The sequence below is a fragment of the Halochromatium glycolicum genome, from assembly GCF_016584085.1.
GTDB lineage: Bacteria > Pseudomonadota > Gammaproteobacteria > Chromatiales > Chromatiaceae > Lamprobacter > Lamprobacter glycolicus.
Genome location: NZ_NRSJ01000047.1, coordinates 16126 through 40170, shown reverse-complemented (window position 1 = coordinate 40170; position 24045 = coordinate 16126). Strand labels below are relative to the sequence as shown.

The 24045-nt window shown below is 65.3% G+C and carries 23 protein-coding genes and 2 pseudogenes; 11 read left to right on the top strand and 14 right to left on the bottom strand.

What is annotated here, in order from left to right; genetic code table 11:
• The 6 genes and pseudogenes from CKO40_RS19570 to CKO40_RS19545 all read left to right on the top strand — a co-directional run.
• Positions 1 to 350, top strand: a pseudogene (locus CKO40_RS19570) (hypothetical protein); the annotation flags it as partial.
• Positions 347 to 874 (top strand): hypothetical protein, encoded by a 528-nt coding sequence (locus CKO40_RS19565; protein WP_200348136.1) that lies wholly within the window; start codon positions 347 to 349, stop codon positions 872 to 874. The pseudogene CKO40_RS19570 and the gene CKO40_RS19565, both read left to right, overlap by 4 nt.
• Positions 875 to 1141: 267 nt before the next feature.
• Positions 1142 to 1474 (top strand): hypothetical protein, encoded by a 333-nt coding sequence (locus CKO40_RS19560; protein ID WP_200348135.1) that lies wholly within the window; start codon positions 1142 to 1144, stop codon positions 1472 to 1474.
• Positions 1475 to 1613: 139 nt separating this feature from the next.
• A pseudogene (locus tag CKO40_RS19555) lies at positions 1614 to 1766 on the top strand (pyridoxal-dependent decarboxylase, exosortase A system-associated); the annotation flags it as partial.
• 54 nt (positions 1767 to 1820) lie between these two features.
• Positions 1821 to 2069: a FitA-like ribbon-helix-helix domain-containing protein gene (locus CKO40_RS19550; RefSeq protein WP_200348134.1), complete on the top strand. Its 249-nt coding sequence runs from the start codon at positions 1821 to 1823 to the stop codon at positions 2067 to 2069.
• The gene (locus tag CKO40_RS19545) at positions 2066 to 2491 is read left to right on the top strand and encodes a type II toxin-antitoxin system VapC family toxin (RefSeq protein ID WP_200348133.1); all 426 of its coding nucleotides are present in this window, start codon (positions 2066 to 2068) and stop codon (positions 2489 to 2491) included. The genes CKO40_RS19550 and CKO40_RS19545 overlap by 4 nt, the downstream gene beginning before the upstream one ends.
• Before the next feature lie 455 nt (positions 2492 to 2946).
• Here the strand turns inward: CKO40_RS19545 and CKO40_RS19540 are convergent, their stop codons facing one another.
• The 4 genes from CKO40_RS19540 to CKO40_RS19525 are packed head-to-tail and all read right to left on the bottom strand — an operon-like array spanning position 2947 to position 6836.
• On the bottom strand, positions 2947 to 4068 hold the full coding sequence (locus CKO40_RS19540; protein ID WP_200348132.1) for a sugar-transfer associated ATP-grasp domain-containing protein: 1122 nt from the start codon (positions 4066 to 4068) through the stop codon (positions 2947 to 2949).
• A gap of 26 nt (positions 4069 to 4094) precedes the next feature.
• Positions 4095 to 4835, bottom strand: coding sequence for a class I SAM-dependent methyltransferase (locus CKO40_RS19535; protein ID WP_200348131.1), 741 nt, complete (start codon positions 4833 to 4835; stop codon positions 4095 to 4097).
• 22 nt (positions 4836 to 4857) lie between these two features.
• Positions 4858 to 5925, bottom strand: a complete 1068-nt coding sequence (locus tag CKO40_RS19530; protein WP_200348141.1) for a hydrolase 1, exosortase A system-associated — start codon at positions 5923 to 5925, stop codon at positions 4858 to 4860.
• Between the two features lie 29 nt (positions 5926 to 5954).
• Positions 5955 to 6836, bottom strand: a complete 882-nt coding sequence (locus tag CKO40_RS19525; RefSeq protein WP_200348130.1) for a hydrolase 2, exosortase A system-associated — start codon at positions 6834 to 6836, stop codon at positions 5955 to 5957.
• Positions 6837 to 6895: 59 nt separating this feature from the next.
• On the opposite strand from CKO40_RS19525, the gene CKO40_RS19520 reads away from it, so the two are divergent.
• The gene (locus CKO40_RS19520; RefSeq protein WP_200348129.1) at positions 6896 to 7198 is read left to right on the top strand and encodes a type II toxin-antitoxin system RelE/ParE family toxin; all 303 of its coding nucleotides are present in this window, start codon (positions 6896 to 6898) and stop codon (positions 7196 to 7198) included.
• Entirely contained in the window at positions 7195 to 7509 is a 315-nt protein-coding gene (locus CKO40_RS19515; protein WP_200348128.1) for an addiction module antidote protein, read from the top strand. Before CKO40_RS19520 ends, CKO40_RS19515 begins: the two co-directional genes overlap by 4 nt.
• 7 nt (positions 7510 to 7516) lie before the next feature.
• Here the strand turns inward: CKO40_RS19515 and CKO40_RS19510 are convergent, their stop codons facing one another.
• Positions 7517 to 7768, bottom strand: a complete 252-nt coding sequence (locus CKO40_RS19510) for an acyl carrier protein (protein ID WP_200348127.1) — start codon at positions 7766 to 7768, stop codon at positions 7517 to 7519.
• A gap of 94 nt (positions 7769 to 7862) precedes the next feature.
• Between CKO40_RS19510 and CKO40_RS19505 the strand changes: the two genes are divergently transcribed.
• Genes CKO40_RS19505 through CKO40_RS19495 form a run of 3 tightly spaced genes read left to right on the top strand, consistent with a single transcriptional unit; the run spans position 7863 to position 12366 of the window.
• Positions 7863 to 9830, top strand: a complete 1968-nt coding sequence (locus CKO40_RS19505; RefSeq protein ID WP_200348126.1) for an asparagine synthetase B family protein — start codon at positions 7863 to 7865, stop codon at positions 9828 to 9830.
• On the top strand, positions 9827 to 11143 hold the full coding sequence (locus tag CKO40_RS19500) for a nucleotide sugar dehydrogenase (protein WP_200348125.1): 1317 nt from the start codon (positions 9827 to 9829) through the stop codon (positions 11141 to 11143). The genes CKO40_RS19505 and CKO40_RS19500 overlap by 4 nt, the downstream gene beginning before the upstream one ends.
• Positions 11140 to 12366: a glycosyltransferase gene (locus CKO40_RS19495; protein WP_200348124.1), complete on the top strand. Its 1227-nt coding sequence runs from the start codon at positions 11140 to 11142 to the stop codon at positions 12364 to 12366. Before CKO40_RS19500 ends, CKO40_RS19495 begins: the two co-directional genes overlap by 4 nt.
• 123 nt (positions 12367 to 12489) lie before the next feature.
• Here CKO40_RS19495 and CKO40_RS19490 read toward each other — a convergent pair whose 3' ends face one another.
• The 9 genes from CKO40_RS19490 to CKO40_RS19450 all read right to left on the bottom strand — a co-directional run bounded on the left by CKO40_RS19490 (position 12490) and on the right by CKO40_RS19450 (position 24035).
• On the bottom strand, positions 12490 to 13455 hold the full coding sequence (locus tag CKO40_RS19490; RefSeq protein ID WP_200348140.1) for a polysaccharide deacetylase family protein: 966 nt from the start codon (positions 13453 to 13455) through the stop codon (positions 12490 to 12492).
• Positions 13456 to 13505: 50 nt separating this feature from the next.
• On the bottom strand, positions 13506 to 14741 hold the full coding sequence (locus tag CKO40_RS19485; protein ID WP_338074227.1) for a glycosyltransferase: 1236 nt from the start codon (positions 14739 to 14741) through the stop codon (positions 13506 to 13508).
• Positions 14742 to 14811: 70 nt separating this feature from the next.
• Complete coding sequence (locus CKO40_RS19480) at positions 14812 to 16152, bottom strand: phenylacetate--CoA ligase family protein (RefSeq protein ID WP_200348123.1); 1341 nt, start codon at positions 16150 to 16152, stop codon at positions 14812 to 14814.
• A gap of 4 nt (positions 16153 to 16156) precedes the next feature.
• Positions 16157 to 18070, bottom strand: coding sequence for an XrtA/PEP-CTERM system amidotransferase (locus CKO40_RS19475; RefSeq protein WP_200348122.1), 1914 nt, complete (start codon positions 18068 to 18070; stop codon positions 16157 to 16159).
• Entirely contained in the window at positions 18071 to 19213 is a 1143-nt protein-coding gene (locus CKO40_RS19470) for a TIGR03088 family PEP-CTERM/XrtA system glycosyltransferase (RefSeq protein ID WP_338074229.1), read from the bottom strand. It lies immediately after the preceding gene.
• Positions 19214 to 19241: 28 nt separating this feature from the next.
• Complete coding sequence (gene xrtA / locus CKO40_RS19465; RefSeq protein WP_200348120.1) at positions 19242 to 20846, bottom strand: exosortase A; 1605 nt, start codon at positions 20844 to 20846, stop codon at positions 19242 to 19244.
• Complete coding sequence (locus CKO40_RS19460; protein ID WP_200348119.1) at positions 20843 to 22084, bottom strand: TIGR03087 family PEP-CTERM/XrtA system glycosyltransferase; 1242 nt, start codon at positions 22082 to 22084, stop codon at positions 20843 to 20845. Before CKO40_RS19460 ends, xrtA begins: the two co-directional genes overlap by 4 nt.
• The gene (locus CKO40_RS19455; protein ID WP_200348118.1) at positions 22081 to 23145 is read right to left on the bottom strand and encodes a FemAB family XrtA/PEP-CTERM system-associated protein; all 1065 of its coding nucleotides are present in this window, start codon (positions 23143 to 23145) and stop codon (positions 22081 to 22083) included. Before CKO40_RS19455 ends, CKO40_RS19460 begins: the two co-directional genes overlap by 4 nt.
• A gap of 2 nt (positions 23146 to 23147) precedes the next feature.
• Positions 23148 to 24035, bottom strand: coding sequence for an XrtA system polysaccharide deacetylase (locus CKO40_RS19450; RefSeq protein WP_242477193.1), 888 nt, complete (start codon positions 24033 to 24035; stop codon positions 23148 to 23150).
• Positions 24036 to 24045 lie beyond the last annotated feature (10 nt).

Sequence of the window (24045 nt, the reverse complement as noted above, 5' to 3'; positions counted from 1 at the left end):
ATCTCGACTTCGTCGACATCTATGCGCACTTGAGCGAGGAAGAACGCATGATCTACCAACAAGAGCACGCGCCGGAAGCCGCCGCGCTCAGCGGTTTTGCCGAGCGCTTTCTGCGCCAGGGCGAAGCACGTGGTGAAGCGCGTGGCGAAGCACGTGGCGAAGCGCGGGGTGAGGCGCGGGGTCAAGCCATGGGCGAAGCCCGCTTGCTACGGCGCCTACTCGTCAAACGCTTCGGCGAGCCCTCTGATTCGATCCAGCAACGCATTGCAGCCGCTGACGCCGAGACCCTGGCCCTCTGGTTCGATCGCGCCTTAGAGGCCCACGCGCTCGAGGACATCTTTTGCGATTGAGGATCGGCGTTTCCGGAGATCGCGGAGATCGCGCGCGCCGGGTCGCCGGCCCGCTCGAGCGCGACGACGCCGCCCTGCCCGTCGAGCCGGTGCCATTGTCCGAACGACAGCGGAATGATGCGGCTCTGCAGCACGGCGAGCAGGTGCGGCAGCCGCCCGACGTGGTCGATGTGGACACGGGTGACGACCAGCGCTTGGATGGGGGCGATGCCGAAGCCGATCTGCAATTGGTCGGCGCGCGCGCCATCGTCGCCGGCCTCGTCGCCTTGGAACAAGCCGCAATCGATGAGCAGCGAGTGGTAGCCGGTGGCGTCAGCGGCATAACGCAGCTCGTGACAGGAACCGGTCACGCCGGTGGTGGCGCCGTGGTGGTGGGTTTTGGGGGTCATGGGTTTGCCTGCTCAGGCGCCTGCTTGTCCAGGCGATCGGTCTCCTGCTGCGCTAAACCGCGTCCAGAGACAGAAACGTCATTTTCCGCAGCAGGCGCGGTCAAAATTGCACATCCCAAACTGGACGCGGTGTAGTCCACTGATCAGCCAATCTTCATGTCCATGTCTTACGCGTAGTAGGTCGATGTTATCCGGGCGAATGGTGTCAATCAGGAGCGGCAAGTGCCTCGTCAATGAGACCCTGTAGATGGACAATATTGGCAGCAAGCTCCTGATCGCGACGTACCAGATCCCGAACGTAATCGCTGACATTACTGTAGCGGCTTGTCAAGCTACTAAACAAACTACATCGTTTTTCTCGACTTTGTCGACATCTATGCGCACTTAAGCGAGGAAGAACGCATGATCTACCAACAAGAGCACGCGTCAGAAGCCGCCGCAATCAGCGGTTTTGCCGAGCGCTTTCTGCGCCAGGGGGAAGCACGTGGCGAAGCGCGGGGTGAGGCGCGGGGTCAAGCCATGGGCGAAGCCCGCTTGCTACGGCGCCTACTCGTCAAACGCTTCGGCGAGCCCTCTGATTCGATCCAGCAACGCATGGCAGCCGCCGACGCCGAGACCCTGGCCCTCTGGTTCGACCGCGCCCTGGAAGCCCGGGCGCTCGAAGACATCTTTTCGACTGGCCGCCAGACCTTGACCACAGAATTTGCCGACCTGTTTCAGGAGCAAATCGATTGATGACTAGCAGCCGCCCTGGCCACGCCCCAATGGCGCACTTCCAGCGTCGATGCCGAGCGGGGGCCGGCGATGCTCGCGCGCATCGGCGAGCTGGGGTTGCATTTCCGCGGGCTGCATCTCTTCTCCGGCTCGCAGAACCTGCGCCCCGATCGATGTACTGGCGCAGCAGATGGAGCTCGCCCGCGCCGAGATCGGCGACCTGATCGTCGTTTTCCAGTCCGGCGCCTATGGCTACAGCGCCAGCCCGACGCGTTTTCTCAGTCACCCGGAGCCGGTCGAGGTGTTGGTGTAAGGCAATTGCATGTTATGCTAGCAATGCTGTCAACTGCATGCAAAGAGGTTGAAAATGGGGACACTCACCATCCGCAATGTCGACGACGTCATCAAGACCAATCTGCGCCGCCGCGCCGCTGAGCACGGGCACTCCATGGAAGAGGAAGTGCGCTCGATATTGCGGCGGGAGTTGATGGCGCCCACTGCGGACAGCGGACTCGGCAGTCGACTGGTTAGCCGTTTCCGAGATGTGACCGAAGACTTGTCGCTGCCCGAACGCAGCTTGCCGCGCACTCCCATTCACTGGGATGGGTCGTCATGATCCTGCTGGACACCAATGTCCTGTCCGAATTTATGCGCGTTGCACCAGAGCCGACCGTCGTCGCTTGGCTCGATGATCAGCCCACTGATCGAGTTTGGATTTGTGCCATCAACCGCGCTGAGATCGAACTAGGCATTGCCCTGCTGCCCGAAGGACGCAAGAAGCAGGATCTGAAACTAAAGGCAGAAACCATGCTCGATTGCGACTTCGCAGGCCGATGCCTGCCGTTCGATCATGCAGCGGCTAGTCAGTACGCCCGCATTATCGCAGCCCGCACTCGTATCGGTAAGCCGATCACAGTAGAAGACGCCCAAATCGCCGCGATCGCATTAGCGCATCGCCTGACGCTCGCAACGCGCAACGTCGCTGATTTCCGAAAGATTGAAACCCTTGACGTTATCGATCCTTGGCAAGGCCAGTGAGCAACGTCCTCCCGAAGTGGCGCCGTGGTGGCAGTCGCTGATACGCCTGTGCTGGTCGAGTGGCCAGACAGCCGGCGCGAAGCCCTGCTGTTTCTGTTCGAGGAAGAGGAGATCGGGCGCGCCGGGTCGCCGGCCCGCTCGAGCGCGACGACGCCGCCCCGCCCGTCGAGCCGATGCCATTGCCCGAACGGCAGCGGAATGATGCGGCTCTGCAGCACGGCGAGCACGCGCTCGATCAGGCGCGGATCGCGGGTGAAGCCGACCTTGAGGGCGTCCTCGAGCACCAGCGGCAGCAGCCCGGCCGATGCGGGGCTGGTGAGGATGGCGCCCTTGTAGCCGGCGGCTCCGCGTCATAATGCGCTTGTAGTGCGAGCCAGCCGTGCGCATCGACATCGAAAAATGCGCCTAAACGGATGGCGGTATCGACGATGATCGCCCCGGCACTGGTTGGCCGCCTATGACAACAGGTATTTACCAAATCGGGAGGACAAAAACCTGCGCTTGCCGAGTCTGAACAAAGCTTGAGTTACAGTTGGCAGTCGATCTGTAAAGGTTGCCCCAAACTTTGAAAGTTCCGAACGTACTTCAGGGTTTAGGTAACCCCTCGACGAATGCGCTTGAACCATCGCCAGATCCCATTCTGCATTAGCCTCTACAATGAGCGGACCGTTTTTGCTAATTGCAATATCCCAGCCGATGGAGCGGACTCCGGAAAATTGTAACGCGGCGTTCGCGCAGATATTCAGAATCTCGCCCCAAAAAGGCAACTGTAAACCACAAAACCGCACACCGCTATTGGGATGCTCCGATAAAACGCGGCCTCCATACTTGGGTTTCAAGATGCCCTTACCAAGGATACCGCAATTTAAATCAATATCCACAGAAATTCCGCCCGCGGACCAATTGTCCGCCAACTGTCCGTCACGGCCTAAACGAATTATCGCAAAATGATAATCAACTTTATTCTCAGAAGAAAGAAAAGTAACCAGCCTGACTGTATTTACAGTGCCTGGATATATACGTGAGACTGATTCATGCTGCTCAATATATCCCTGAACGATCCAGCCATGGTAACCGCCTCCATAATGCTTAGAGGCATCATCCGGCAGCTCGGCAAGAAAATTAGATAGTGAAATCCTTTCGCCTTTCCGTTCAACAGCAATCGCCTTTTTCTGGTCATCTAATACAATTTTTGCGACAACGATATGGCGCCCCTGTCGGCCGCCTCTTGGTTTAAAAACCACTTTCTTTGATCCGAAAGCCGCAAATACCCTTGCAAAGTCTTTCTCCTCACAAAGCCCCTCCCCATCATATGACCGCCCAAATTGTGGATGGTATAGACCATATGCAAAAGGAACGGGTAGACCACATTTATCCAGGAAACCCTGCGTTACCCATTTATCCTCTAGGATGAATTTCTGATGCGTTCCATTCAAGATCCGCCTAAACACTTGGTCGTTTTCTTTATGCGAAAGGAAACCCGTGGCTAACTCAGGAGATGACAGGCGATCAAAATTGTAGAGCTCAAACTCCCCTTTAGTAAAACCTGCACCGAGGATGCGTATTCGATCAAGCATGGTCGCGCTTTTCCGCATTGAAGCCATTAACAATTGATGCCTTTACGCGCCAAGAGCAGTACGGCATGACTCAACGGCGAAGCGAGCCAAGGCAGGCGACTCAAGAACCAGTGTATGGCGCGAGACTCGAGCCACGGCTGTAGGCGCTGCAGCCTGCCGGGCAGGATTGGCACCCAATAGACCCGTACCGACTCCGCGCCTTGGGCGAGCAGGATCTGTCGCAGCTGCTCAGGATCGTCATAGCGCAGATTCAACGGCGGCCCGCCGAGCCGGGCGCGCAGGCGCTTAATCCGCGTCGCCAAGCTCCACCGGTTCAGCGCATCGACCCAGACCTGTCCGCCTGGGCGTGCCGCCGCCATCAGTTCCCGCAACGCGGGCTCAGGCGCAGAGAGGGCCTGCAAGACACCGAGGCACATGACCCCATCCATGCTCTCGGGCTGGATCGGCAGCTTGGTCGCGTCGCCGACCAGCCACGCGACCGCGGCATCGCTGCGCACGCGCGCCTTTTGCACCGAGGGCAACGAGTAGTCGAGCCCGATGGTGTCGAGCCCGCGGCTTGCCAGATAGCGGGTATAACTGCCCGCGCCGCAGCCGGCATCGAGCCAACGGGCACCGGGCTCATCACCGGGCCAGACGCGCTGGAAGTGCCGCAGCCGCGTGTCCAGGCCGGAGGTCGTCCAGCCGGCGATGCCGGCATCGTCGTCGAAATGACGACCGCGCTCGACGAAGCGCCGGCGCCAATGCTCCTCGAAATCGGATCGGCTCATGCTCGCGGCCCGGTTGTCGTCATCAGGCTTTGCCACCCTTGGAGATGACCCAGTCCCGTGTCCAGTCCGCGACCTGCTCGCGCCAGACGCGGCGGCCGAAGGTATGGTTGGCCTCCGGCAGCTCGCGCCGGGTGACGCGCGGGGCGTCGAGCAGGCCCCGCCAGGCGGGCGATTGGGCGGCGACGTCGCGGAACTCCGCGGCGGTGAGATCATCGCCGCTGAGGATCAGTAGGATCGGGCCGGGAAAGCGCCGCCAGCCGGCCGCCATGCGCTCGGGGAGCGGGCCGGGCGGGAGCCGCTGCGCCTGGACGCCTGATGCGGTCGCGGCAGCAGGCGTCCTGCTTACCGCTGTCGCGTCCGTCTCCGTATTGATGCCCGCAGCGTCCCCATCCAGCGAGCCGGAGGCGCTCGCAGCGCGACCGCCGCCCGCGACGCGCCGCACCATCGCGGTCAGCGAGCGCAGCGAGGCGAGCGGATTCACCTTCCCGCTGAGCAGGTTCTTCCAGAGCTCCAGGCTCAGCACGCGACGGAGGTAATAATCCTTGAGATAGGCCTTGGCCAGCCCCTCCTCGGTGCGCACCCAGGGATTGAGCAGCACCAGGCCGCTCACGCGCGGGTCTTGCCAGGCGTAGAACAGGGCCGCGGAGGCGGCGTCGCAGAGGCCCCAGATCACGACCTCCTGCAGACCCGGCGATTCGGCCTGAAAGCGGTCGATGGCGGCGCGGATGTCGGCGTCGACCTGCTCGAAATCGCGCTGGGGGCCGCTGGCGTCGCCCATGCCGCGATAGTCGAACCGGAATACGGGGATGCCGGCGGCCGCGAGATGTCGGGCCAAGAGCAGGAACTGGCGATGGCTGCCGACCCGGTATTGGGGGCCGCCGACGACGAGCAGCAGACCGCGCCGCGCCCCAGCGGCTCCAGCTCCGGCTCCGGCTCCGGCTCCGGCTCCGGCTCCGGCTCCGGCTCCGGCTCCGGCTCCGGCTCCAGAGTGCAGGATGCCAAGCAGTTCCTCGCCGCCAACCTCGAAGGTCAGCGCGCGTTCCGTTGGCGCGTCCTCGGTGTGGCCCGATTCCGATGGTGCGGCTTGCATACGCCCGTCTTGCACCGGTTCCGCCTCCATCAGCCCAGCAGCTCGGTCAGCGCGCGCTCGGTCGCCGCCAAGAGGGCCGGCACCTCGCGGATCTCCTGCGTCGCCCAGAAGGGCTCGCCCTGGACGACGCCGGTTTCGATGCGGAGGCCCGCGGGTTGCGCTGTCTGCGGTGCGGCCGGTTCGGGCTGCTGCTGATTCGACCGTTCGCCCGGTGGTTGCTCGGCGGCTTGCCGCCAAGCCTCAACGACGCGGGCGCTCGCAGGCGGGAGCGTCGGCGGTTCCGCTTGGGTCACTTCCAGCCAACCGACCGCGCCCCCCTTGGGCGGCTGCAGACGGGCTGCAGCCAGTCGCGCGGCCAGCTCCGGCGCCAACTCGTAGCCGGCCACCTCGAGCACTTCGCCCGCTTCCAGCCGCGCGCGCAGCTGGGCGGTGGTTTCCTTGGCGCCGCCCATCATCCCGGCGGCCATACGCAGGCGCAGGAATTGGGTCAGATGCAGCTCGCCATTGGTCACAGGCTGCCAGAACAGCGTCGCGGCGGGCACCTCGTCGCGGGTCTGCAGCAGATCGCTGATCAGCAGGCAGCCGGCGCGCAGGCCCCAGAGGATCAGTGGTGCCGGATAGTCAGCCTGTAAGCGTTCCACGCAGCGGCCGAGATCCTGCAGCCAGAGCTCCCAGCGCGCATCAGCGAAATCACCGCCGCTGTCACCGCAGCCGTAGAGATCAGGGGTCAGCACCGCGTAACCCAGCTCGGCCAGGCAGCGCGCCTGCAGCGCGACCATGCGCCGGGATTTGTTCAATTCTTCGGCAAACGGATGGACATAGAGCACAGCACCGCGCGCAGGTCGGGTGGCTGGCTCATGCAGAACCTGAAACAGCTCGCCATGCTCGCCGTTGACGAAAGCAGCTCGCATTACCACGGTAGCCGCCTCGATCGGTTGCGTCCGCGTAGTCTAAAAACTACACTCAAGGCATGCTTGAGATCAGACAGACCGATACTTATCGAAAGTGGGAGCGCAAGCTTCGCGATCAGCGCGCTAAGGCGATGGTTGCCGCCAGAATCTTTCGTCTGGCCAATGGCCTGCCTGGTGATGTTCGGCCTGTAGGGGCTGGCGTCAGTGAGCTGCGCATTCATCACGGACCAGGGTATCGCGTGTATTTCAAGCAGAGTGGAAGCGAAATCGTCATTCTTCTCTGCGGTGGCGATAAGAGCACGCAGCCAGGCGATATCGCGACTGCACAACGCCTTGCAGCAGAGTGGGATGCACGATCATGAGTGAAAAGATCTATGACTACGACCCAGCGGCGGCTCTTGAAAGCGAAGAAGCCATTGCAGTTTTTCTCGCGGACGCACTGGAAACGGGTGACTCAGCTTATATCGCTAGGGCAATGGGGATCGTTGCACGGGCCAAGGGGATGACGGACCTTGCCCGTGAGACGGGGCTTTCCCGTGAGCAGCTGTATCGTTCCTTCAGTGAGCAGGGTAATCCAACATTGAAAACCATGCTCGCCGTGATGCGAGCCCTTGGCGTCGAGCTGACAGCACGCCCGCATGACGCCGAGAGGGACGAGCCTGTTCCGTCATAGTGGTCTTTCAGGCTGTCAGCTTGGCGTCCACAAAGGCGACGAGGCTACCCAGGGTCTCGAAGGTCTCGGCGCTGACCTCGTCATCGTCCACCATGACGCCGAAGTGCTCTTCGATGGAGGTGATCACTCCTACCACGGCCATCGAGTCCAGCTCGGGGATGTTCCCCAGCAGGGCCGTGTCGGTATCGAAGGACTGGGCGCGGCCATTGAGGCTCAGCGTGCTGTCCAGGATGTTGCGAACCTCGTCGAGACTTGACATGTGACCCCTTTGCTACGTCTCCGGCGGCGAACCTGCCGGGCCAGATGCTTTATGATTAGGGCCAAAGTATAACAGCAACCCTGCAGGCGGATTGATGACGGGACTTTGCGGCTGGTTCAGCCTCGAACAGGGGCAGCCCCCGACGGATCTCGAGGCCCGCGCCCAACAGCTGCCGGCCGCTGCCGGCGCCAGCGTCGCCAGCCGCGCCAATGCCCATGGTGCCTGCGCGGTGCGTGCCGGTTGGATCAGTCAGGACGCGAGCGGCTGCATCGCTGCCCTCGCCGGCCATCCACGCTGGCGCGATGCCGAGCTGGCGGGCCAGGCCAAGGACCATGATCCCGCCTTCGCGCTGCTGAGCGCCTACCAGCGCCTCGGCGACGGCCTGTTCGAGCGCCTGGCCGGCGATTTCGCGTTGGTGATCCTCGACCCCTCGGCGCCGCGCCTGCTGGCCGGCATCGACCGCACCGGGCAGTTGCCGTTGCACTGTGCGCCGATCCCCGGCGGGCTGGTCTTCGGCAGCTCGGCGAACAGCGTACTGGCGCATCCGGGCCTGGAGCGGCGCCTGACCGCCGATGGGCTGTTCCATTATCTCTTCTTCCACATGCTGCCGGCGCCGGTGAGCCTGTACGCCGGTCTGCACAAGCTGCAAGCCGCGCATCGCCTCGATCACGATCGCGGCGGCTGGCGCATGCGCCCGTACTGGCTGCCGGCGTTCACGGAGCCGGCGGAGGCCGATCAGGCAGCGCTGGGCGATGAGATGAAGGCGCTGCTGCGGGCGGCGGTCGCACGTGCGGCGGATATCGGACACGCTGATACCGGTCTCGGTGTCGGTCAGTCCGAAGTCGCGCGCGCGGCGGACACCGCGCCCAGCCACGTCGCGCCCGGCACCGCGCCCGACAAGGCCTCGGAATCCGCCATCGGCGCCTTCCTCAGCGGCGGCTTGGACAGCTCTACCGTCGCCGGCCTGCTGGCCGAGCTGCGCCCCGGCGGCGCCGACAGCTTCAGCATCGGCTTCGAGGCTGAGGGCTACGACGAGCTTCCCTATGCGCGGCTCGCCGCCCAGCAGTTCGGCCTGCGCGCGCATGAATACTATGTGACCCCGGAGGATGTGGTCGAGGCGGTGCCGCTGATCGCCGCCAGTTACGACGAGCCGTTCGGCAACTCCTCCGCCCTGCCCGCCTATTTCTGCGCCCGAAACGCCGCCGAGACCGGCGTCACCCGGCTGCTCGGCGGCGACGGTGGCGACGAGCTGTTCGCCGGCAATGCGCGCTATGCCAAGCAGGGAGTGTTCGAGCATTGGCACCGGATTGCCGGCCCGCTTCGGCACCGGCTGCTCGAGCCGCTGTTCACCCGACTGCCGCAGCGCGTCCCGCTGCTGCGCAAGGCGCGCAGCTATGTCGAGCAGGCGCGCATCCCGCTGCCGGATCGGCTGCAGACCTACAACTACCTGCACCGGATCGCGCTCGCGGAGCTGTTCACGCCGGGCTTCCTCGAGCAGGTCGATACCGAGGCGCCCTGGCAGCTGATGCGAACGCTCTATCAGCGCCCGCAGCAGGCGACCTCCCTGAATCGCATGCTCTATCTGGACTGGCAGCAGACCCTGGCCGACAACGATCTGCGCAAGGTCACCCGGATGTGCCAGCTCGCCGGGGTGGATGTGGTCTATCCGATGCTCGATGACGAGTTGGTGGCGTTCTCCTGCCGGGTGCCGTCCGAGCTCAAACTGCACCGCGGCCGGCTCCGGCATTTCTACAAGGAGGCGATGCGCGACTTCCTGCCAGCCGGCATCATCGACAAGAAAAAGCACGGCTTCGGCCTGCCCTTCGGCGTTTGGATGCATGATCACAAGCCGTTGCAAGAATTGGCTTATGACAATTTGCTGAAGTTCAAGGGACGCGGCATCGTCCGGGCGGCCTTCATCGACCAGCTCATCCGATGGCATCGCGAGGCGCACGCGGTCTACTATGGCGAGCTGGTTTGGGTATTGATGATGCTCGAGCTCTGGCTCAGCGCGCAGGGCGAGAATCCCGTGGCAACCGAGAGCGAATCCATTAGGCGATGAACATAGCGATTTTCGGATTGGGTTATGTGGGGGCCGTCTCGGCGGCCTGTCTGGCGCGGGATGGCCATGCCGTGCTCGGCGTCGATGTCGATCCCAACAAACTGGAGCTCCTGCGCAGCGGTCGCTCGCCGATCGTCGAGGAGGGCATTCAGGAGCTGACCGCGCAGATGGTCAGCGAGGGCCGGCTGCAGGTGACCGACGCGGTCGAGGCGGCCATTGCCGCGAGCGCCCTGTCCTTCGTCTGTGTCGGCACGCCGTCGCAGCCGAATGGCAGCCAGGATCTGCGCGCCATCGAGCATGTCGCCGAACAGATCGGTGCCGCGCTGCGCGGTCAGGATCATTACCATGTCGTCGTGATCCGCTCGACGGTGCGTCCGGGGACGGTGTTGGAGCGGGTCAAGCCCGTGCTCGAAGAACAATCGGGCAAGCGCCTCGGCGAGGGCTTCGGGCTGGCGTTCCAGCCGGAGTTCCTGCGCGAGGGCACCTCGATCCGCGACTACGACAACCCACCCTTCACCGTGGTCGGCGCGGACTCGGAGCGCACCCTCGCGGTCGTGCGCGCCCTCTTCGAGCATCTGCCCGGCGAGTTCCTCGGCACCGATATCGGCACCGCCGAGATGCTGAAGTACGCCTGCAATGCTTTCCATGCGCTGAAGATCGTCTTCGCCAACGAGATCGGGCGCCTGTCGCAATCGCTGAATGTCGACTCGCGCGAGGTGATGCGCCTGGTGACGCGCGATCGGCAGCTGAACATCTCCCCGGCCTATCTGCGCCCCGGGTTCGCGTTCGGCGGCTCCTGCCTGCCCAAGGACCTGCGCGCCCTGCTCTACATGGCGAAGGAAGAGGATGTCGATCTGCCGATGTTGGATGGGGTCGTGCGCAGCAACCAGCAGCAGGTCGATCACGCGGTCGACTTCATCCTGCAGCAGGGGCGCCGGCGGATCGGGATGATCGGCCTGAGCTTCAAGAGCGGCACCGATGACCTGCGCGAGAGCCCGTTGGTGACGCTCGCGGAACGGCTGATCGGCAAGGGCATGGAACTGCGCATCCATGATCCAAACGTGCAGCTCGCGCGGCTGATCGGCGCCAACCGCCGCTATATCGAGGACAAGCTGCCGCATATCGGCCGGCTGCTGAGCGATGACTGCGCGGCCCTGATCCAGGACTCGGAGCTGATCATCGTCGGCCTGAGTGATGCCCACCTGAGCGAGCAGGTCATCAATGCGGCCCAACCGTCGCAGACGGTGCTGGACCTGGTCGGCATGACCGGCCGCGATCGGCTCGCCGCGGCCTATCGGGGCATCTGCTGGTGAGCGAGCGCCCGCGCCTGCTGTTCGTCTCGCCGCGCTTCCTGTTCCCCGCCGATCAGGGCGGCAAGATCCGCACCACGCAGATCCTGCGCGGGATGAAGGGCGGCCGCTTCGAGATCCTGCTCGCCTCGCCGGTGACCGGCGATGAGGCCCAGCGTTACCAGGCGGAGCTCGAGGCCGTCTGCGACCGGTTCCTCTCCTGGCCGGAGACCCCCAAGACGCCGCTGCATGGGCTGCTCCGGCTGCGCCATCTCGCCTCGCCGCTGCCGGTCTCGGTGATCAGCGATCGTTCGCCTGCCGGGGCCGAGCGGGTGCGTGACGCCATCGGGCAGGCCGATCTGGTGGTGTTCGACTTCCTGCATGCGATGGTGCTGGCCCCGGAGCGGATCGAGCGCCCGTGCCTGATCTTCACCCACAATGTCGAGGCCGAGATCTTCCGCCGGCATGCCGAGGTGGCGCGCAATCCGCTCAAGCGGGCGGTTTGGCAGCAGCAGTTCCGCAAGATGCAGGCCTATGAGGAGGCCAGCCTCAAGCGCGCCGATACGGTGGTCGCCGTCTCCGAGCGCGACGCCGAGACCTTCGCCGCGGTTCCGGGGATGCCGCCGGTGGAGACCATCCCGACCGGGGTCGATCTCGACTTCTTCCAGGCCCAGCCGCCTGGCGAGGACGACCACATCGTCTTCACCGGCGCGATGGATTGGCAGGCCAACATCGATGGCATCGATTTCTTCATGGACGCGATCTGGCCGCATGTGGTCGCGCAGCGGCCGCAGGCCCATGTCACCATCGTCGGGCGCAATCCCAACCCGGCCCTGGTCGAGCGTGCCAAGCGCCGGCAACTGCCGTTTCGCTTCACCGGCTTCGTCGACGACATCCGCCCGGAGGTCAAAGGCGCGGCGGCCTACATCATCCCGCTGCGGGTCGGCGGCGGCACCCGGATCAAGGCCTTCGAGGCGATGGCGATGGGCATCCCGGTGGTCTCGACCGCGCTTGGTGTGGAGGGCTTGCCGGTGACGCCGGACGAGCATTATCTGCAAGGCGACACGGGCGAGGCGTTCGCCGCCGCGTTGGTGCGACTGCTCGATGATTCAAGCCTGCGGCAATCGCTCTCGCGAACGGCCCGCGGTTATGTCGAGGAGTCGTTCTCGTCACAGGCCGTTGCGCGCCGCTTCGAGGCGATTTGCATGCAGACGCTTCATGCCGATTCGACTGGTTCTGCGTCCTGAGCCCCTGTCCAGGCTCCACACCAGCGCGAAGAGCAGCCCACTCGATCAGCTTGCCGCAAGGTCTAAGAGGCCGAAAAGCGCCAAAATCAATGGCATGAGTTCGCCGAATAACTCGGCGCCGCCCTAGACCTCTTGCCGTCCTGGCCGGGTCATCAGATTACGAACCAGGCGCAGCGCGAAACGCCCAGGCGTCTGATCCCAAGGCGTAAACCGGGCGAGCTGATAGCGATCGCTCTTGCCGGTCGAGACACCCCAGGCGGTCGAGACAGCGGCATCGAAGCCGCATTCGCGGACCATCGCGACATGGCGCGCATCGTAGTCCTGGCCAGGCTTGCCGTTGGGATAGGCGAACAGCCGCACCTGCTCGCCGAGCAGGTGTTCCAGCGTCTCGCGGCCGCCGGCGATCTCGGCACGCGCCTGCTCATCGGCGGTACGTGCCAGGATCGGATGGGTCTGGGTATGGCCGCCGATCGTCATTCCCGCGGCGGACAGCTCCCTGACCTGTGCCGAGTTCATCATCAGGTCCGTCGGTAGCGGCTCGGGAGCGCGCTCAGCGATCGCCTGTGCCCGCTCGGCGCGCTCAACGGGATCGAGGTGCTTCAGGCGCTGGATCAGTTCTGCTGCGAGATGTTTGCGATCCTGGTCATCCTGGATGCGTCGATCCTCAAGCCCGACCTCCGGCCAATCGACGCGGCCTTCGGGAATCCGCCGCAGGGTCTCGAGCACCTGATCATTGAACATCATGCCGCCATCGAGATAGCCGGTGGCGACGAAGAAGGTCGCCGGCAGCCCGACTTCGCGCAGGATCGGCAGTGCGACGGTGGCGTTGTCGGCGTAGCCATCGTCGAAGGTGATGCAGGCCGCCCGCGTCGGCAGTGTGCCCTGGTCCAATCGCTCGACGGCGTCGTTCAGCGGCAGCACATTGAAGACACTGGCCAGGACGCGCAGTTGCCAACGGAACGTCTCGGCATCCGGCTCCGCCGGCAGCAGCGCGTCCGCTCGCGCGAGGACGCGATGATAGATGAGGATGGACAAGCGCGCGCGCGGCCCCGCCGGCGAGAGTTGGCCGGCAATCGAGCGCAGCGGCATCAGGCTGAAGGCGTTCACTGTCAATAATCCTTACACATCCTCAATGACCCTTACACATCCGTGGGCTGAGGCTGAGCGTCTTGCGCCTGGATGCGCCGGAACTCGGCGACGAGTCGCGGGATACGCTGCTCCCAAGCATTGTCGCGCGCATAAGCGATGATGGCGCCACGATCCCAATCGGTGTCGAGCGCCTCGATGATCGTCTCGCGCAGCGCCTCGTCGTCGCCGTAATCGATGAGCCGACCGAGCCTGTCGCTGCAGATGACCTCGGCATTGCCGCCGACGCGCGTGGTCACCGAGGGCAGCCCGCAGGCCGCCGCCTCGAGGAAGACATTGGCCCAGCCCTCGAATCGGGTTGGCAGCACGAACAGATCGGCGGCGGAATACAGATAGCGCAGCTGGTCCGGTGGCTGCCGACCCAGGAAGCGGACATGCTCAGTGAGCCCAAGCTCCGCCGCCAGGGTGCGCAGGCGTTGCTCGTCACCGTCCGGATGCTCACCGCCGACCACCAGGTAGACGAGCCTTGGATAGTGCTCGAGCAGCGCCGGCAGTTGACCGATCACGCGGTGGAAGCCTTTGCGCTCGCTCAAGGTGCCGACGGTGATCAGCACCGGCGTATCGGGCGCAATCCCGAGCTGCTCGCGGCAGGCGGCGCGGTCCTCGGGCTGGAACAGCGCCAGGTTGATCCCGTTGGCGACGACTCGCATCTGATCAGCGGGGATGCCCATCGCGATCGCGGTCTGGCGCAGCGAGTCCGAGACTGAGAAGACGCGCGCGGCGCAGCGCATCGCCCAAGCGGCAAGGCGTTTGCGCACCCGAGTGCGCGAGATGCGCAGGATGGTCCCACGCAGTGTGATGCAATGCGGAACACGCAGCCAGCGCGCGAGCAGGCCCGCAGCGACCCCATCAGGGAAGACGAAATGGGCATCGAGGATGTCCAGCCGGCCGGCGCGGTGCAGACGGCGCAGCAGCGGCAGACAGAACAGGGCCTCGGACAGGGCATCGGTGAACTTGAAGAAGTGCGGGATCGACAGGAAGCGCGGGTGATAGACCTCAATGCCCTGTTGCACTTCGCGATCCGGCACCCGCGGGCGATAGTGCGGCCGCCAGCGCCGGATCAACCCCTCGCCCGGGAACCAAGGGACCGGCGCGACCACGGTGACGGGTAGGCTCGCGGCGACCCGGAACATCCGCTCGCGCACGAACACCCCATAGGTCGGCTGCGCCTGATTAGGGAAGACATGGGTCAGCACCACCAGCGCCGGGCGGTCGCTACGCTCGCTCACGCGCCCACCTCGCTGATGAACGCCAAGGTGTCCTGGGAACGGATCGCCTCGACCCTGTCGGCTCGCTTGCTCACGCGCGTGCCTCGCTGATGACCCAGCGGTATTTGCCCGATGGCTCGGGCGCGATATGCTCCTGCTCGATCAGCTTCACCGCGAGCGGCGCATCGATGATCCGCTGCAGGCCGGTGCGGATCTGGTCTTGCTCGCTGCCGGTCAGCGGTCGTCTCAGGACCATGAACAGATCCAGGTGCCGGTCAGCGCGCTGGCGCAGTTGGTATTGACGCAACGCCGGGATCTCGCGCAGGACATAGTTGGCGGTCGAGCTGTGGATCATGCGCCCGTCGCCGCCGATCAGGAAATCATTGGCCCGCCCCTGCAGCTCGCGCAGCAGCGGCAGCGGCAGACCGCAGGGACAGGGCGCATCGGTCAGCGCGCCGCGGTCGCCGATGCGATAGCGGAGGAAGGGCATGCCGTAGCCGTCGAGGTTGGTGACGAGCAGGTCGCCGATCCCGCTCGCATCGGGGTGATCGACCTCGACGATCACATGCTCGGCGAAGAGGTGCAGACTGCCCTGCGGGCACTGGTGCGCGATCATGCCGCCGTCCCGCGAGCCGTATTCATTGGCCACCGGGCAGCCGAAGACCTGCTCGATACGCTCGCGCATCTGCGGCAGCAGCATCTCCGAGGTGCAGGCGATCAGCTTGAGGGCCTGATTGGGAGCGGGCTCGCCGGTCTCCAACAGCCGGCCGGCGATGCGGTCGATCACGGTCGGGTACCCGTAGATCAGCCGCGGCTGGAACCGGCGTAACGAGGCGATATAGCCATCGATACGCTCGACGGTCAGATTCGATGCCGACAGCACCACCTGATTCAGCAGCCAGCGGTCCTTGAGCCGACGCAGCCGGCCCTGCCGAGACAGCTCGATCGGCGAGCCCCAGAAGTCGACCTGGCGATCTCCCGGCAAGACGCCGAACCAGGCCCGTGCGCGCAGCTTCTGCGCATTCAGGCAGGCCTCGCGCGGCTTATCGGTATAGAACACCAGCGGCTCGCCGGTGGAGCCGCCGGTGCTGTAGCGGATCAGGCGATCCTCCCAGCCCTCGGCCTTGAGCTGATCAGCCTGCTCGCGCAAGGTCGCGCGCTCCAAGATCGGCAGATGCGCCAGATCGGCCAAGTCGAAGGCGGCGGGATCGATGCCGCCTGACTGGGCGAAGCGCTGCCGATAATAAGGCACATGCTGTTGGCAATGGGCGACGAGCCGGCGCAGCTTGGCCAGCCGCAGGGCGGCGATCGCCTGCCCGCTCAGCCGGTCATCGGCGCGGAAGGCGCGCCATTGCGAAACTGTATCGCGCCCGCGCAGCCGCTCGTGCAGGGGGAACAGCAGGTGCCGGGCGGCAAGCTCGCTCTGGCGCATCGCATCAAGCCGCGGGCGCCGGGCTGGTCTCGAGCCGCTGCAGGAAGCCGTCGAACATCAGCAGCGACCAGAGCGCCGGGCTGTGGTCGCGCGCGCCGCTGACATGCTGATCGATCAATTGCTCGAGAGAGTCGCGATCGAACAGGTCCGCGTCCGCGATGCGCTGACCCAGCACCTGCTCACGCAGCCGTGCCTGCAGCGGCCCACGAAACCACTCGGCGACCGGCACCGAGAAGCCTTTCTTGCGCCGATACAGCAGCTCATGGGACAGATAAGGCTCCATCGCCTTCTTGAGCAGGTATTTGCCCTCGCCGCCGCGGCGCTTCAGATCCGGAGGCAGGCCCGAGATCCATTCGACCAATGGATGGTCCAGGATCGGCACCCGCACCTCGAGGGCATGGGCCATGCTGGCGCGGTCGACCTTGGTCAGGATGTCGCCGGGCAGATAGGTCTTGATGTCGAGGTATTGCACCAGCGACAGCGGATCGGTGGTCGGCGCCCGCGCGGCGTGCTCGCGCAGCAGGTCCACGGCCTGATAGCCCTGCAGCTCGCGCCGGAACGCCGGCGAGAACAGCTTCGCGCGCAAGTCATCGCGCAGGATCGCGACCCCTTGAAAGTAGCCTTCGACCGAATCGCGCGCCAGGGCCTGGAACGTTGCCTTGGCGCGGAACACGCGCGGCGCCCAGTCGGCCTTGGGATAGAGCTTGGCGAGGGTGCCGAACACCGGCCGGCGCAGCCCGAGCGGGATCGGCCGCCGCAGCCGTTCTTCCGCCAAATGATGACGATAGCGCCGGTAGCCGGCGAGATGCTCGTCGCCGCCATCGCCCGAGAGGGCGACGACGACCTTGCGCCGAGCCAGCTCGCAGACGCGGTAGGTCGGCAGCGCGGAGCTGTCAGCGAAGGGCTCGTCGTAGAGCTCACCGAGCCGATCCAAGAGCGCGAAGTCGTCGATATCGACCTGCTGGCGATCGTGATCGGTGTGGTAGCGCTCGGCGACCTGCTGCGCATAACGCGACTCGTCATAGGCCGAGTCGGCGAAGCCGATGGAACAGGTGCGCACCGGATCAGGCGACAGGCCGGCCATCATCGCCACCACCGCGCTCGAATCGACGCCGCCGGAGAGGAAGGCGCCCAAGGGCACCTCGGCGATCTGGCGCACCCGCACCGCCTCGCGAAGGCGAGTGACCAGCTCCTCGGCCGCGGTCGCCTCGTCGAGCGTGGGCAGCGCGGCGAACGGCACATCCCAATAGGCGCGCGGCGCCGGCAGGCTGCGCTGGCCATGGCGCAGGGTCAACACATGCGCCGGCGGCAATTTGTGCACGGCGCGGAAGATGCTGCGCGGCTCGGGCACATAGCCATAGGCGAAATAGTCCTCGATCGCCCGCGGGTCGAGATCACGCGGCAGCCCGGGATGCGCCATCAGCGCCTTGAGCTCGGAGGCGAACAGCAGCTGCCCATCCGGCAATAGGCCGTAGTAGAGCGGTTTGATGCCGAGCCGATCGCGGGCCAGGAACAGGGTCTGGCGGTTGCGATCCCAGAGCCCGAACGCGAACATGCCGCGGAAGCGCTCGACACAGGCCTCGCCCCACTCCTCCCAGGCATGGACGATGACCTCGGTATCGCAGTGGGTGCGGAAGCGGTGGCCGGCGGCCTGGAGCTCCTGGGTCAGCTCGGGGAAGTTGTAGATCTCGCCGTTGTAGGTGACGACGACGCTCTCGTCCTCGTTGAACAGCGGCTGCTGACCGCTGGAGAGGTCGATGATCGACAGGCGGCGATGGGCAAGACCGACCCCGGGCTCGATGTGGACCCCGCCCTCATCCGGGCCGCGATGGAACTGGGTCTGGTTCATCGCCTCGAGCAGGGCGCGGTTGATCGGGCGCCGCTCGCGCAGCTCGAAGAGACCGGTGATGCCGCACATTCAGCTCGCTCCCGCGGCGCTACCGAGCGCCTTGTAATACACCTGCAGATAGCCCTGCACCATGGCCTCCAGACTGAATTCGCGCTCGGCCCGCGCGCGGGCGGCTCGGCCCATGCGCTGGCGCTGGGCGTCGTCGCTCAGCACGCCGGCCATGGCTTCGGTCAAGGCCTCGGGTTTGCCGGCGGGCACCAGGTTGCCGGTGGCCCCGGGCTGGACCAGATCCGGATTGCCGCCGACATCGGTCGCGATCACCGGCAGGCCGGTGGCCATGGCCTCGAGGATCGTATTGCAGATGCCCTCGGCCAGCGAGGGCACCACGAACAGGTCCACCGCCCGCATCAGCTCGGGCACGTCATCGCGGGCGCCGGGGAGCCAGACCTGCTCGGCGACGCCGGCCGCAGTCAAGATCTCGGTCGCAGTCTGCCGCAAAGGTCCATCCCCGACCAAGACGAGACGCAGACGCGGAAACATCGCCGGCACGCTGTCTCGCAGCAAGAGGAAGGCCCGCGCCAGCTCCAAGGGCGCCTTGACCGGCTGCATCCGCATCACGGCACCGATGGTCAAGGTATCCGCTGCTGCAAAGCCGGCTGGTAGCGGTGCGCGCCGGTCAGCGCCCGCCGGCGACGGGCGAAAACGCGCCGTATCGACGCCGTTGCAGACCTGATTGAGCCGCGCGTGCGCCACGCCGATCTGCTCCTCGAGATAGCCCATCTGATGCCGCGACAAGGCGATGTACTGGCTGACCAACGGCCGCACCCAGCGTCGCAGTCGCCGATTGCGGGGGTTCGAGCCATCGGTATCGCCGACATCCCAACCGTGTTCGCCATGCACGCGCACTTGAATCCCCGCGGCGGCTGCCGTCACCTGGGCCTCCAAGGTCGCCAGATTGCGGGTATGCACGATGGCCGGCCGCAACTGCCGCAGCAACCGCCAGAGCCCCAGGTGCACACCCAGATCCTTGCCTTCGCGCTTGTGCAGGCTATAGAGGTGGACATCATCGCGCTGGAGGCGTTGGCTGAAGTCGGTGTAATCGGTCATGCAAATGATCGCATGCCGATAGGCCTCTGTCGGCATCCGATTAAGGAGATTGACCAGACCGTTCTCCATGCCGCCGACGTCGAGCCGATGGATGACATGGACGATGAGGGGTGGCGGGGCGGAGCGCGGCGCTTCAGCCACTCGTATACCCCAACGGATGGGGCAAGGCCCGCAAGAAGCGCTCAAGACGGGCGCGCGCTGCATCCACCGTTAGCTCATCGCCGGTGGTGCTGAGCGCGACCAGGAAGGCGCCCCGGCCATCTCCTGCGAGGACTGTTTGCAACTCGCGCAGCTTGACCTCGATGGGTGAGAGGGTGCGGTGCGCGCCGACCTGATACCAATGCCAAACCAGACGCAGCTGATCCCCTCGTCGACCACGCAACAGCATCTCCTGGAGCCTGAAGTCCCGGCCATCGGCGGTGGTCAGGCGTCTGACCGCCGTGGCCGAGCGTCGCCATCCGCCATGGCCGCCATGCCCGTGGATCTGGTTGCGCCAATAGATCAGCTCGGTGCCGCGGCCGCGATTCCGATATTGGATGAGATGCAGCTCCACCGTTGCCTCGCCGTCTCGATAGAGGCCGACGAGCTCGGCATCGGCCTCGTGGTAATCGGGCTGCCAGCTCGGCGTGACGGCTGCGGGACCCGTCCAGCCGGCAACCGCGCTTGGCAACCCGATCGGCGCCTCGACCATGATCTGCCGCGCGCGGTGCTCGATCAGGGTCTCCGCCCCCCGCACCCCGCCGAGCATCGCCACCAGCCCGAGCAAGAGCAGGCCGAGGCGCGATGGGCTGACCGAGCACCGCAGCGCTGCCGGTGCTGGCGCCGGCGCCGCGCTCGCCTCGGCCTCGGGGCGGTCCCGCGCGGGGTGCGGGCGGTCCGCCCACAACGAGCCCAGCCAGAACAGCAGCAGCATCACCAGGCCGAACAACACCCAGCCGACGAGGATATGACCGTGGCCGTCGAGGGTGATGCGGCCATCCGTGAGGTGCGCGGTCATGATGATCACAAAGACCCGCAACACATTGGCCAGGATCGGCAGCGCCACGGCCAATGCCATGAAGGCAAGGCGGCGCCACAGCCTGCGATAGCTGAGATAGCTGTAGACCAGCCCGAGCGCGACCGCTGCGATCAAATAACGGATGCCGCTACAGGCCTCGACGACGACGAAATCGGCGGCAGGGATACTGATGTAATAGCCGTCCATGAACACCGGGACCCCGGTCAGCTTCAGCAGCACCACGGAGAAGCGCGCCGTCAGATCCATCATCGGCGGAATCAGAAAATCCCCGAACGGCACAGCGAAGAAGAGGTAGGCCAACGGGAATACGATAGTCCAGGCGATCCGGGGGCCGAGCCACAGCAGCACCAGCCCGGGCAGCATCGCGACCAAAGCAAAGTGCTGGACCGTTTCCACATCGACGCTGCGCGCCAGCATCCAGGCGAGCGCGGCGGCCCCGACCCCGAGCAGACCCCAAGCCCAGGGGCGCGGCGTCTGCTGCGCCAGCTCCCGGCGCCGCGTCCAGGCCAGGAACAGCGCCAACGCCGGGATGAACATGCCGTGCGCATAGGTCTGGGAATTGAGCCAGACATGGGTGATGCTGAGCACCGAGGGCCACAGCAGCCACAGGGTCAGTAGGATGCTCAGCCCCAAGAGGGCCAGCGCCAGGGTCCAGCCGTACCTCAGCTCGCCTGCTCGCGGGTGCTTGGGCGGCAGGCATTGATCGACCGCTCCGTTCAATGCGCGCCTCCAGTCGCCCCTGGCATAGCATGCAGCAGCGGCAGTAGCTGGTCGAGGTGCTCGCTCCAGCCGTAATGCCGCAAGACATAATCCCGCCCCTGCGCGCCGCGCGTGGTGCGCTCCGTTCCATGCAGCAACCTCAGGGACAGCTGCGCGATCTCTTCGTCCGCCTCGGCCACTAGCCAGTCGCTGCCCGCGTCCGGGCGCAGGCCATCCAGGGCCTGCGGGGTGACCACCACCGGACAGCCCATTGCCAGCGCCTCGAGCACCTTGTTCTGCACACCGCGGGCGATGCGCAACGGCGCGACCGCGCCCATCGCGTGCGCGAGATAGGGCCGGATATCCGCCACCGCGCCGGTCACCGTGATGCCAGGGCGTTCACCCAGGGCGCAGACCTCGGGCAGCGGACGCGCGCCGACGATGTAGAACCGGGCCTTCGGCATCGCCGCACGGATGCGAGGAAAGACCTGCCCGGCGAAGAAGACCACCGCATCGACATTGGCCCAGTAGTCCATCGCCCCGGTGAAGACCAGCGCGCGGGTCTCGGCGGGATAGGGATTCGGAAGATCGGCCTCGGGTGAGAAATAGGCGGTGTCCACGCCGTTGTCGATCGCGTGAACGCGCTCGGGCGAAATCCGGGTCAACCGGCAGAACAGCTCGGCCTCTTGCCGACTCACCAGCACCGAGGCGCTCGCCTGGGCGGCAACGGCACGCTCGAACTGGAGCAAGGTGCGCGACTCGCGCCGATAGACCGCGCTCATCGGGAAGCGACGGCGCTGTGCGTACTGCCGCCACTTGTCCGAATCGACATCGACGAAATCGATCACCTGGGGCAGCGTCGCGGTGCGCGCGGTCCGCTGAGTGGGCAGGTACTGCGCCATCGCCGACGAGAACACCAGGGTGCGCATCGGGCCGGCGCTCCAGGTACTGCGCACCCAAGCGCGCATGCGCCGATCGCGATAATAGGGCACCGTCAACGGCTGGCCGCTGAGCAGGCCGCGCAGGCTGCGCAGGCGCGCGCGCGCAGGCTGCAGCGGCAGCAGGCAGAGGCTCGCGCAATAGGCGGCCACCGCGTCTTGGTAGCGCCAGTCGTGCGGATCATCGACGAAGGCGCCGAGATGGATGCGAAAGTGTCCGGCCAGATGACGCAGCAGATGGAACGAGCGGATCTTGTCGCCCTTGTTCGGCGGGTACGGGATGCGATGCGCCAGGAACAGCAGCTCGGGCTTGCCGCTCACCCGATCCTCCGCGCGAGCCAGGGGCCCAGCCGGTTGGCGACCACCAGCGGCAGTCGCTTCCAGCCGGCGATGAACAGCCGGTATTTGGGATTCAGCGGGTTGATCTCGGGGACCTGCTTGGCGCGCACCAAATGGTACTCGTAGTAGAGCGGTTGCGGCTCGAAGCCCCAGTTCTTCTTGAAGCTGAACGAGCCGGTGCCGCGCTTGCTGCGCCCGTAATCGAACCAGCGATAGCCCTGCTCGCAGGCGCGGCGCATGACCTCCCAGTACAGGAAATCGAAGCCGGCCAGCGCGCGCGCCGCGGTCGTGCCGCCGCCGTAGTAAGGCAAGACCTCTTCGCGGAAGTAGAAGCTGAGCACGCTGGAGACGGGCTCGCCATCCTTGGTCACGGTGGTCACATCGCAGTCGGTCCCGAACTCGTCGCGCAATGCCTGCAGGTAGCCTTTGGGGAAGACCGGTGTCCCGAGGCGGTGGACGCTATCGGCGTAGATGCGGAAGAAGCGCTCGACATCGGGGTCGCGCGCGCTCTGCAGACCATTCTTGATGCCCTTGCGCACCATCGCCCGCTGCTTGCGCGGGATGGCCTGAAGATTCTTCTCCGAATCGGGGTCGATCGGCTTGCGGAAGGTGACATAAAGCTCGTCCTTGCAGGGCCAGTCCGGATTCCGCCGTTCACGATGGCGCAGCTCCAGATAATCCACCTGCAGGTCTTCCGCCAAAGCGCGGGCGGCGGCGGTCAGGCTGTCGGCCGCCTGCTGATCCTGGGCTGCGACCCCACCGTAGACGCAGAACGGGACCGAGATCAGCGCATTGCCGAACAGCAGGCTCTTGACCTGGCCGAGCGGCAGCACGCCGGTGATCGTGCCCGCGCGCTCGCTGTAGAGGTAGTAGCTGCGATGGCCGAGGCGCTGTTCCAGGATGCGCCGCCAGCCGGCGCGATGGAAGAAGGTCGCCTCCGGGCAGTGCTGAACGAAGGCGTCCCAGGCATCCTCGTCTGTGCGTTCCAGTATACCGACCTGATCCTGGTCCGATCCGACCTCAGTGCCTTGAGCCGTGGACACGCTCACCCCGCCTTGCCCGTTTCGGCCGCCGCTGTGGACGCCGACTCTACCGGTGGCTGGAGGAAGATCCGGTCCATTCGATCCCAAGAAAAGTCTTGCAACAACCGCGTCAACCGCGCTTCGGTTCGCGACAGATTGAGGTAGTGCCGCACGCGGGTCTTCAGGCCGACCCCCGTCTGGCGCGGTTGGGCCGGATCGATCTCCCAGGGATGGAAATAGAAGACCGCCGCCTCACGGTCGCGCTCATTGACTCGCCGCACCGCCCAGCGCGATACGGAATACGGAAGCAGGCGAAAATAACCGCCCCCGCCGCAAGGGAACTTGCGTCGCCCCATCATGACCGTCGTCACTGGAACCTCCAGGATTCCGCCTTCCCCCGGATGCCGAAAGGCGAACCGCGGCGCCTCCGGCATGCCATAGAGATCGTGGTGGATCGGATAGATGCTGGAACTGTAGTCATGCCCCGCGGCCTGGAGCTCATCCAGCGCCCAGAGGTTATCGCGCCCAATCGAATAACTGGCCGCACGGTAGCCACGCACCGCCCGGCCCGTAATGTCCTCGAGCAGCGCCTTGGTGCGGCGAATATCCTGACGAAAGGCATCGGGGGTCTGATTGACGACCCGCACGTGCTCATAACCGTGACTTGCGACCTCGTGACCCGTCTCACTCATCCGGCGCACCATCTGCGGGTAGCGCTCGGCGATCCAGCCCAGCACGAAGAAGGTTGCTGATACCTGTTGAGCCTCGAACAGTGCCAGGATGCGATCGACATTGCGCTCGACGCGACAGGGTAAGCGTTCCCAGCGATCACGGGGTATATGCGTCTCGAACGCGGAGACTTGGAAATAGTCCTCGACATCGACGGTCATCGCGTTGACAAGAGGTTGCATCCTAGTTCCG

Bases quoted from the DNA above. Each gene is read 5' to 3' on its own strand.
- CKO40_RS19560 (WP_200348135.1), top strand. From the start codon at position 1,142: ATGATCTACCAACAAGAGCACGCGTCAGAAGCCGCCGCAATCAGCGGT.
- CKO40_RS19550 (WP_200348134.1), top strand. From the start codon at position 1,821: ATGGGGACACTCACCATCCGCAATGTCGACGACGTCATCAAGACCAAT.
- CKO40_RS19545 (WP_200348133.1), top strand. From the start codon at position 2,066: ATGATCCTGCTGGACACCAATGTCCTGTCCGAATTTATGCGCGTTGCA.
- CKO40_RS19540 (WP_200348132.1), bottom strand. From the start codon at position 4,068: ATGCTTGATCGAATACGCATCCTCGGTGCAGGTTTTACTAAAGGGGAG.
- CKO40_RS19535 (WP_200348131.1), bottom strand. From the start codon at position 4,835: ATGAGCCGATCCGATTTCGAGGAGCATTGGCGCCGGCGCTTCGTCGAG.
- CKO40_RS19530 (WP_200348141.1), bottom strand. From the start codon at position 5,925: ATGCAAGCCGCACCATCGGAATCGGGCCACACCGAGGACGCGCCAACG.
- CKO40_RS19525 (WP_200348130.1), bottom strand. From the start codon at position 6,836: ATGCGAGCTGCTTTCGTCAACGGCGAGCATGGCGAGCTGTTTCAGGTT.
- CKO40_RS19520 (WP_200348129.1), top strand. From the start codon at position 6,896: ATGCTTGAGATCAGACAGACCGATACTTATCGAAAGTGGGAGCGCAAG.
- CKO40_RS19515 (WP_200348128.1), top strand. From the start codon at position 7,195: ATGAGTGAAAAGATCTATGACTACGACCCAGCGGCGGCTCTTGAAAGC.
- CKO40_RS19510 (WP_200348127.1), bottom strand. From the start codon at position 7,768: ATGTCAAGTCTCGACGAGGTTCGCAACATCCTGGACAGCACGCTGAGC.
- CKO40_RS19505 (WP_200348126.1), top strand. From the start codon at position 7,863: ATGACGGGACTTTGCGGCTGGTTCAGCCTCGAACAGGGGCAGCCCCCG.
- CKO40_RS19500 (WP_200348125.1), top strand. From the start codon at position 9,827: ATGAACATAGCGATTTTCGGATTGGGTTATGTGGGGGCCGTCTCGGCG.
- CKO40_RS19490 (WP_200348140.1), bottom strand. From the start codon at position 13,455: ATGCCGCTGCGCTCGATTGCCGGCCAACTCTCGCCGGCGGGGCCGCGC.
- CKO40_RS19480 (WP_200348123.1), bottom strand. From the start codon at position 16,152: ATGCGCCAGAGCGAGCTTGCCGCCCGGCACCTGCTGTTCCCCCTGCAC.
- CKO40_RS19475 (WP_200348122.1), bottom strand. From the start codon at position 18,070: ATGTGCGGCATCACCGGTCTCTTCGAGCTGCGCGAGCGGCGCCCGATC.
- CKO40_RS19450 (WP_242477193.1), bottom strand. From the start codon at position 24,035: ATGCAACCTCTTGTCAACGCGATGACCGTCGATGTCGAGGACTATTTC.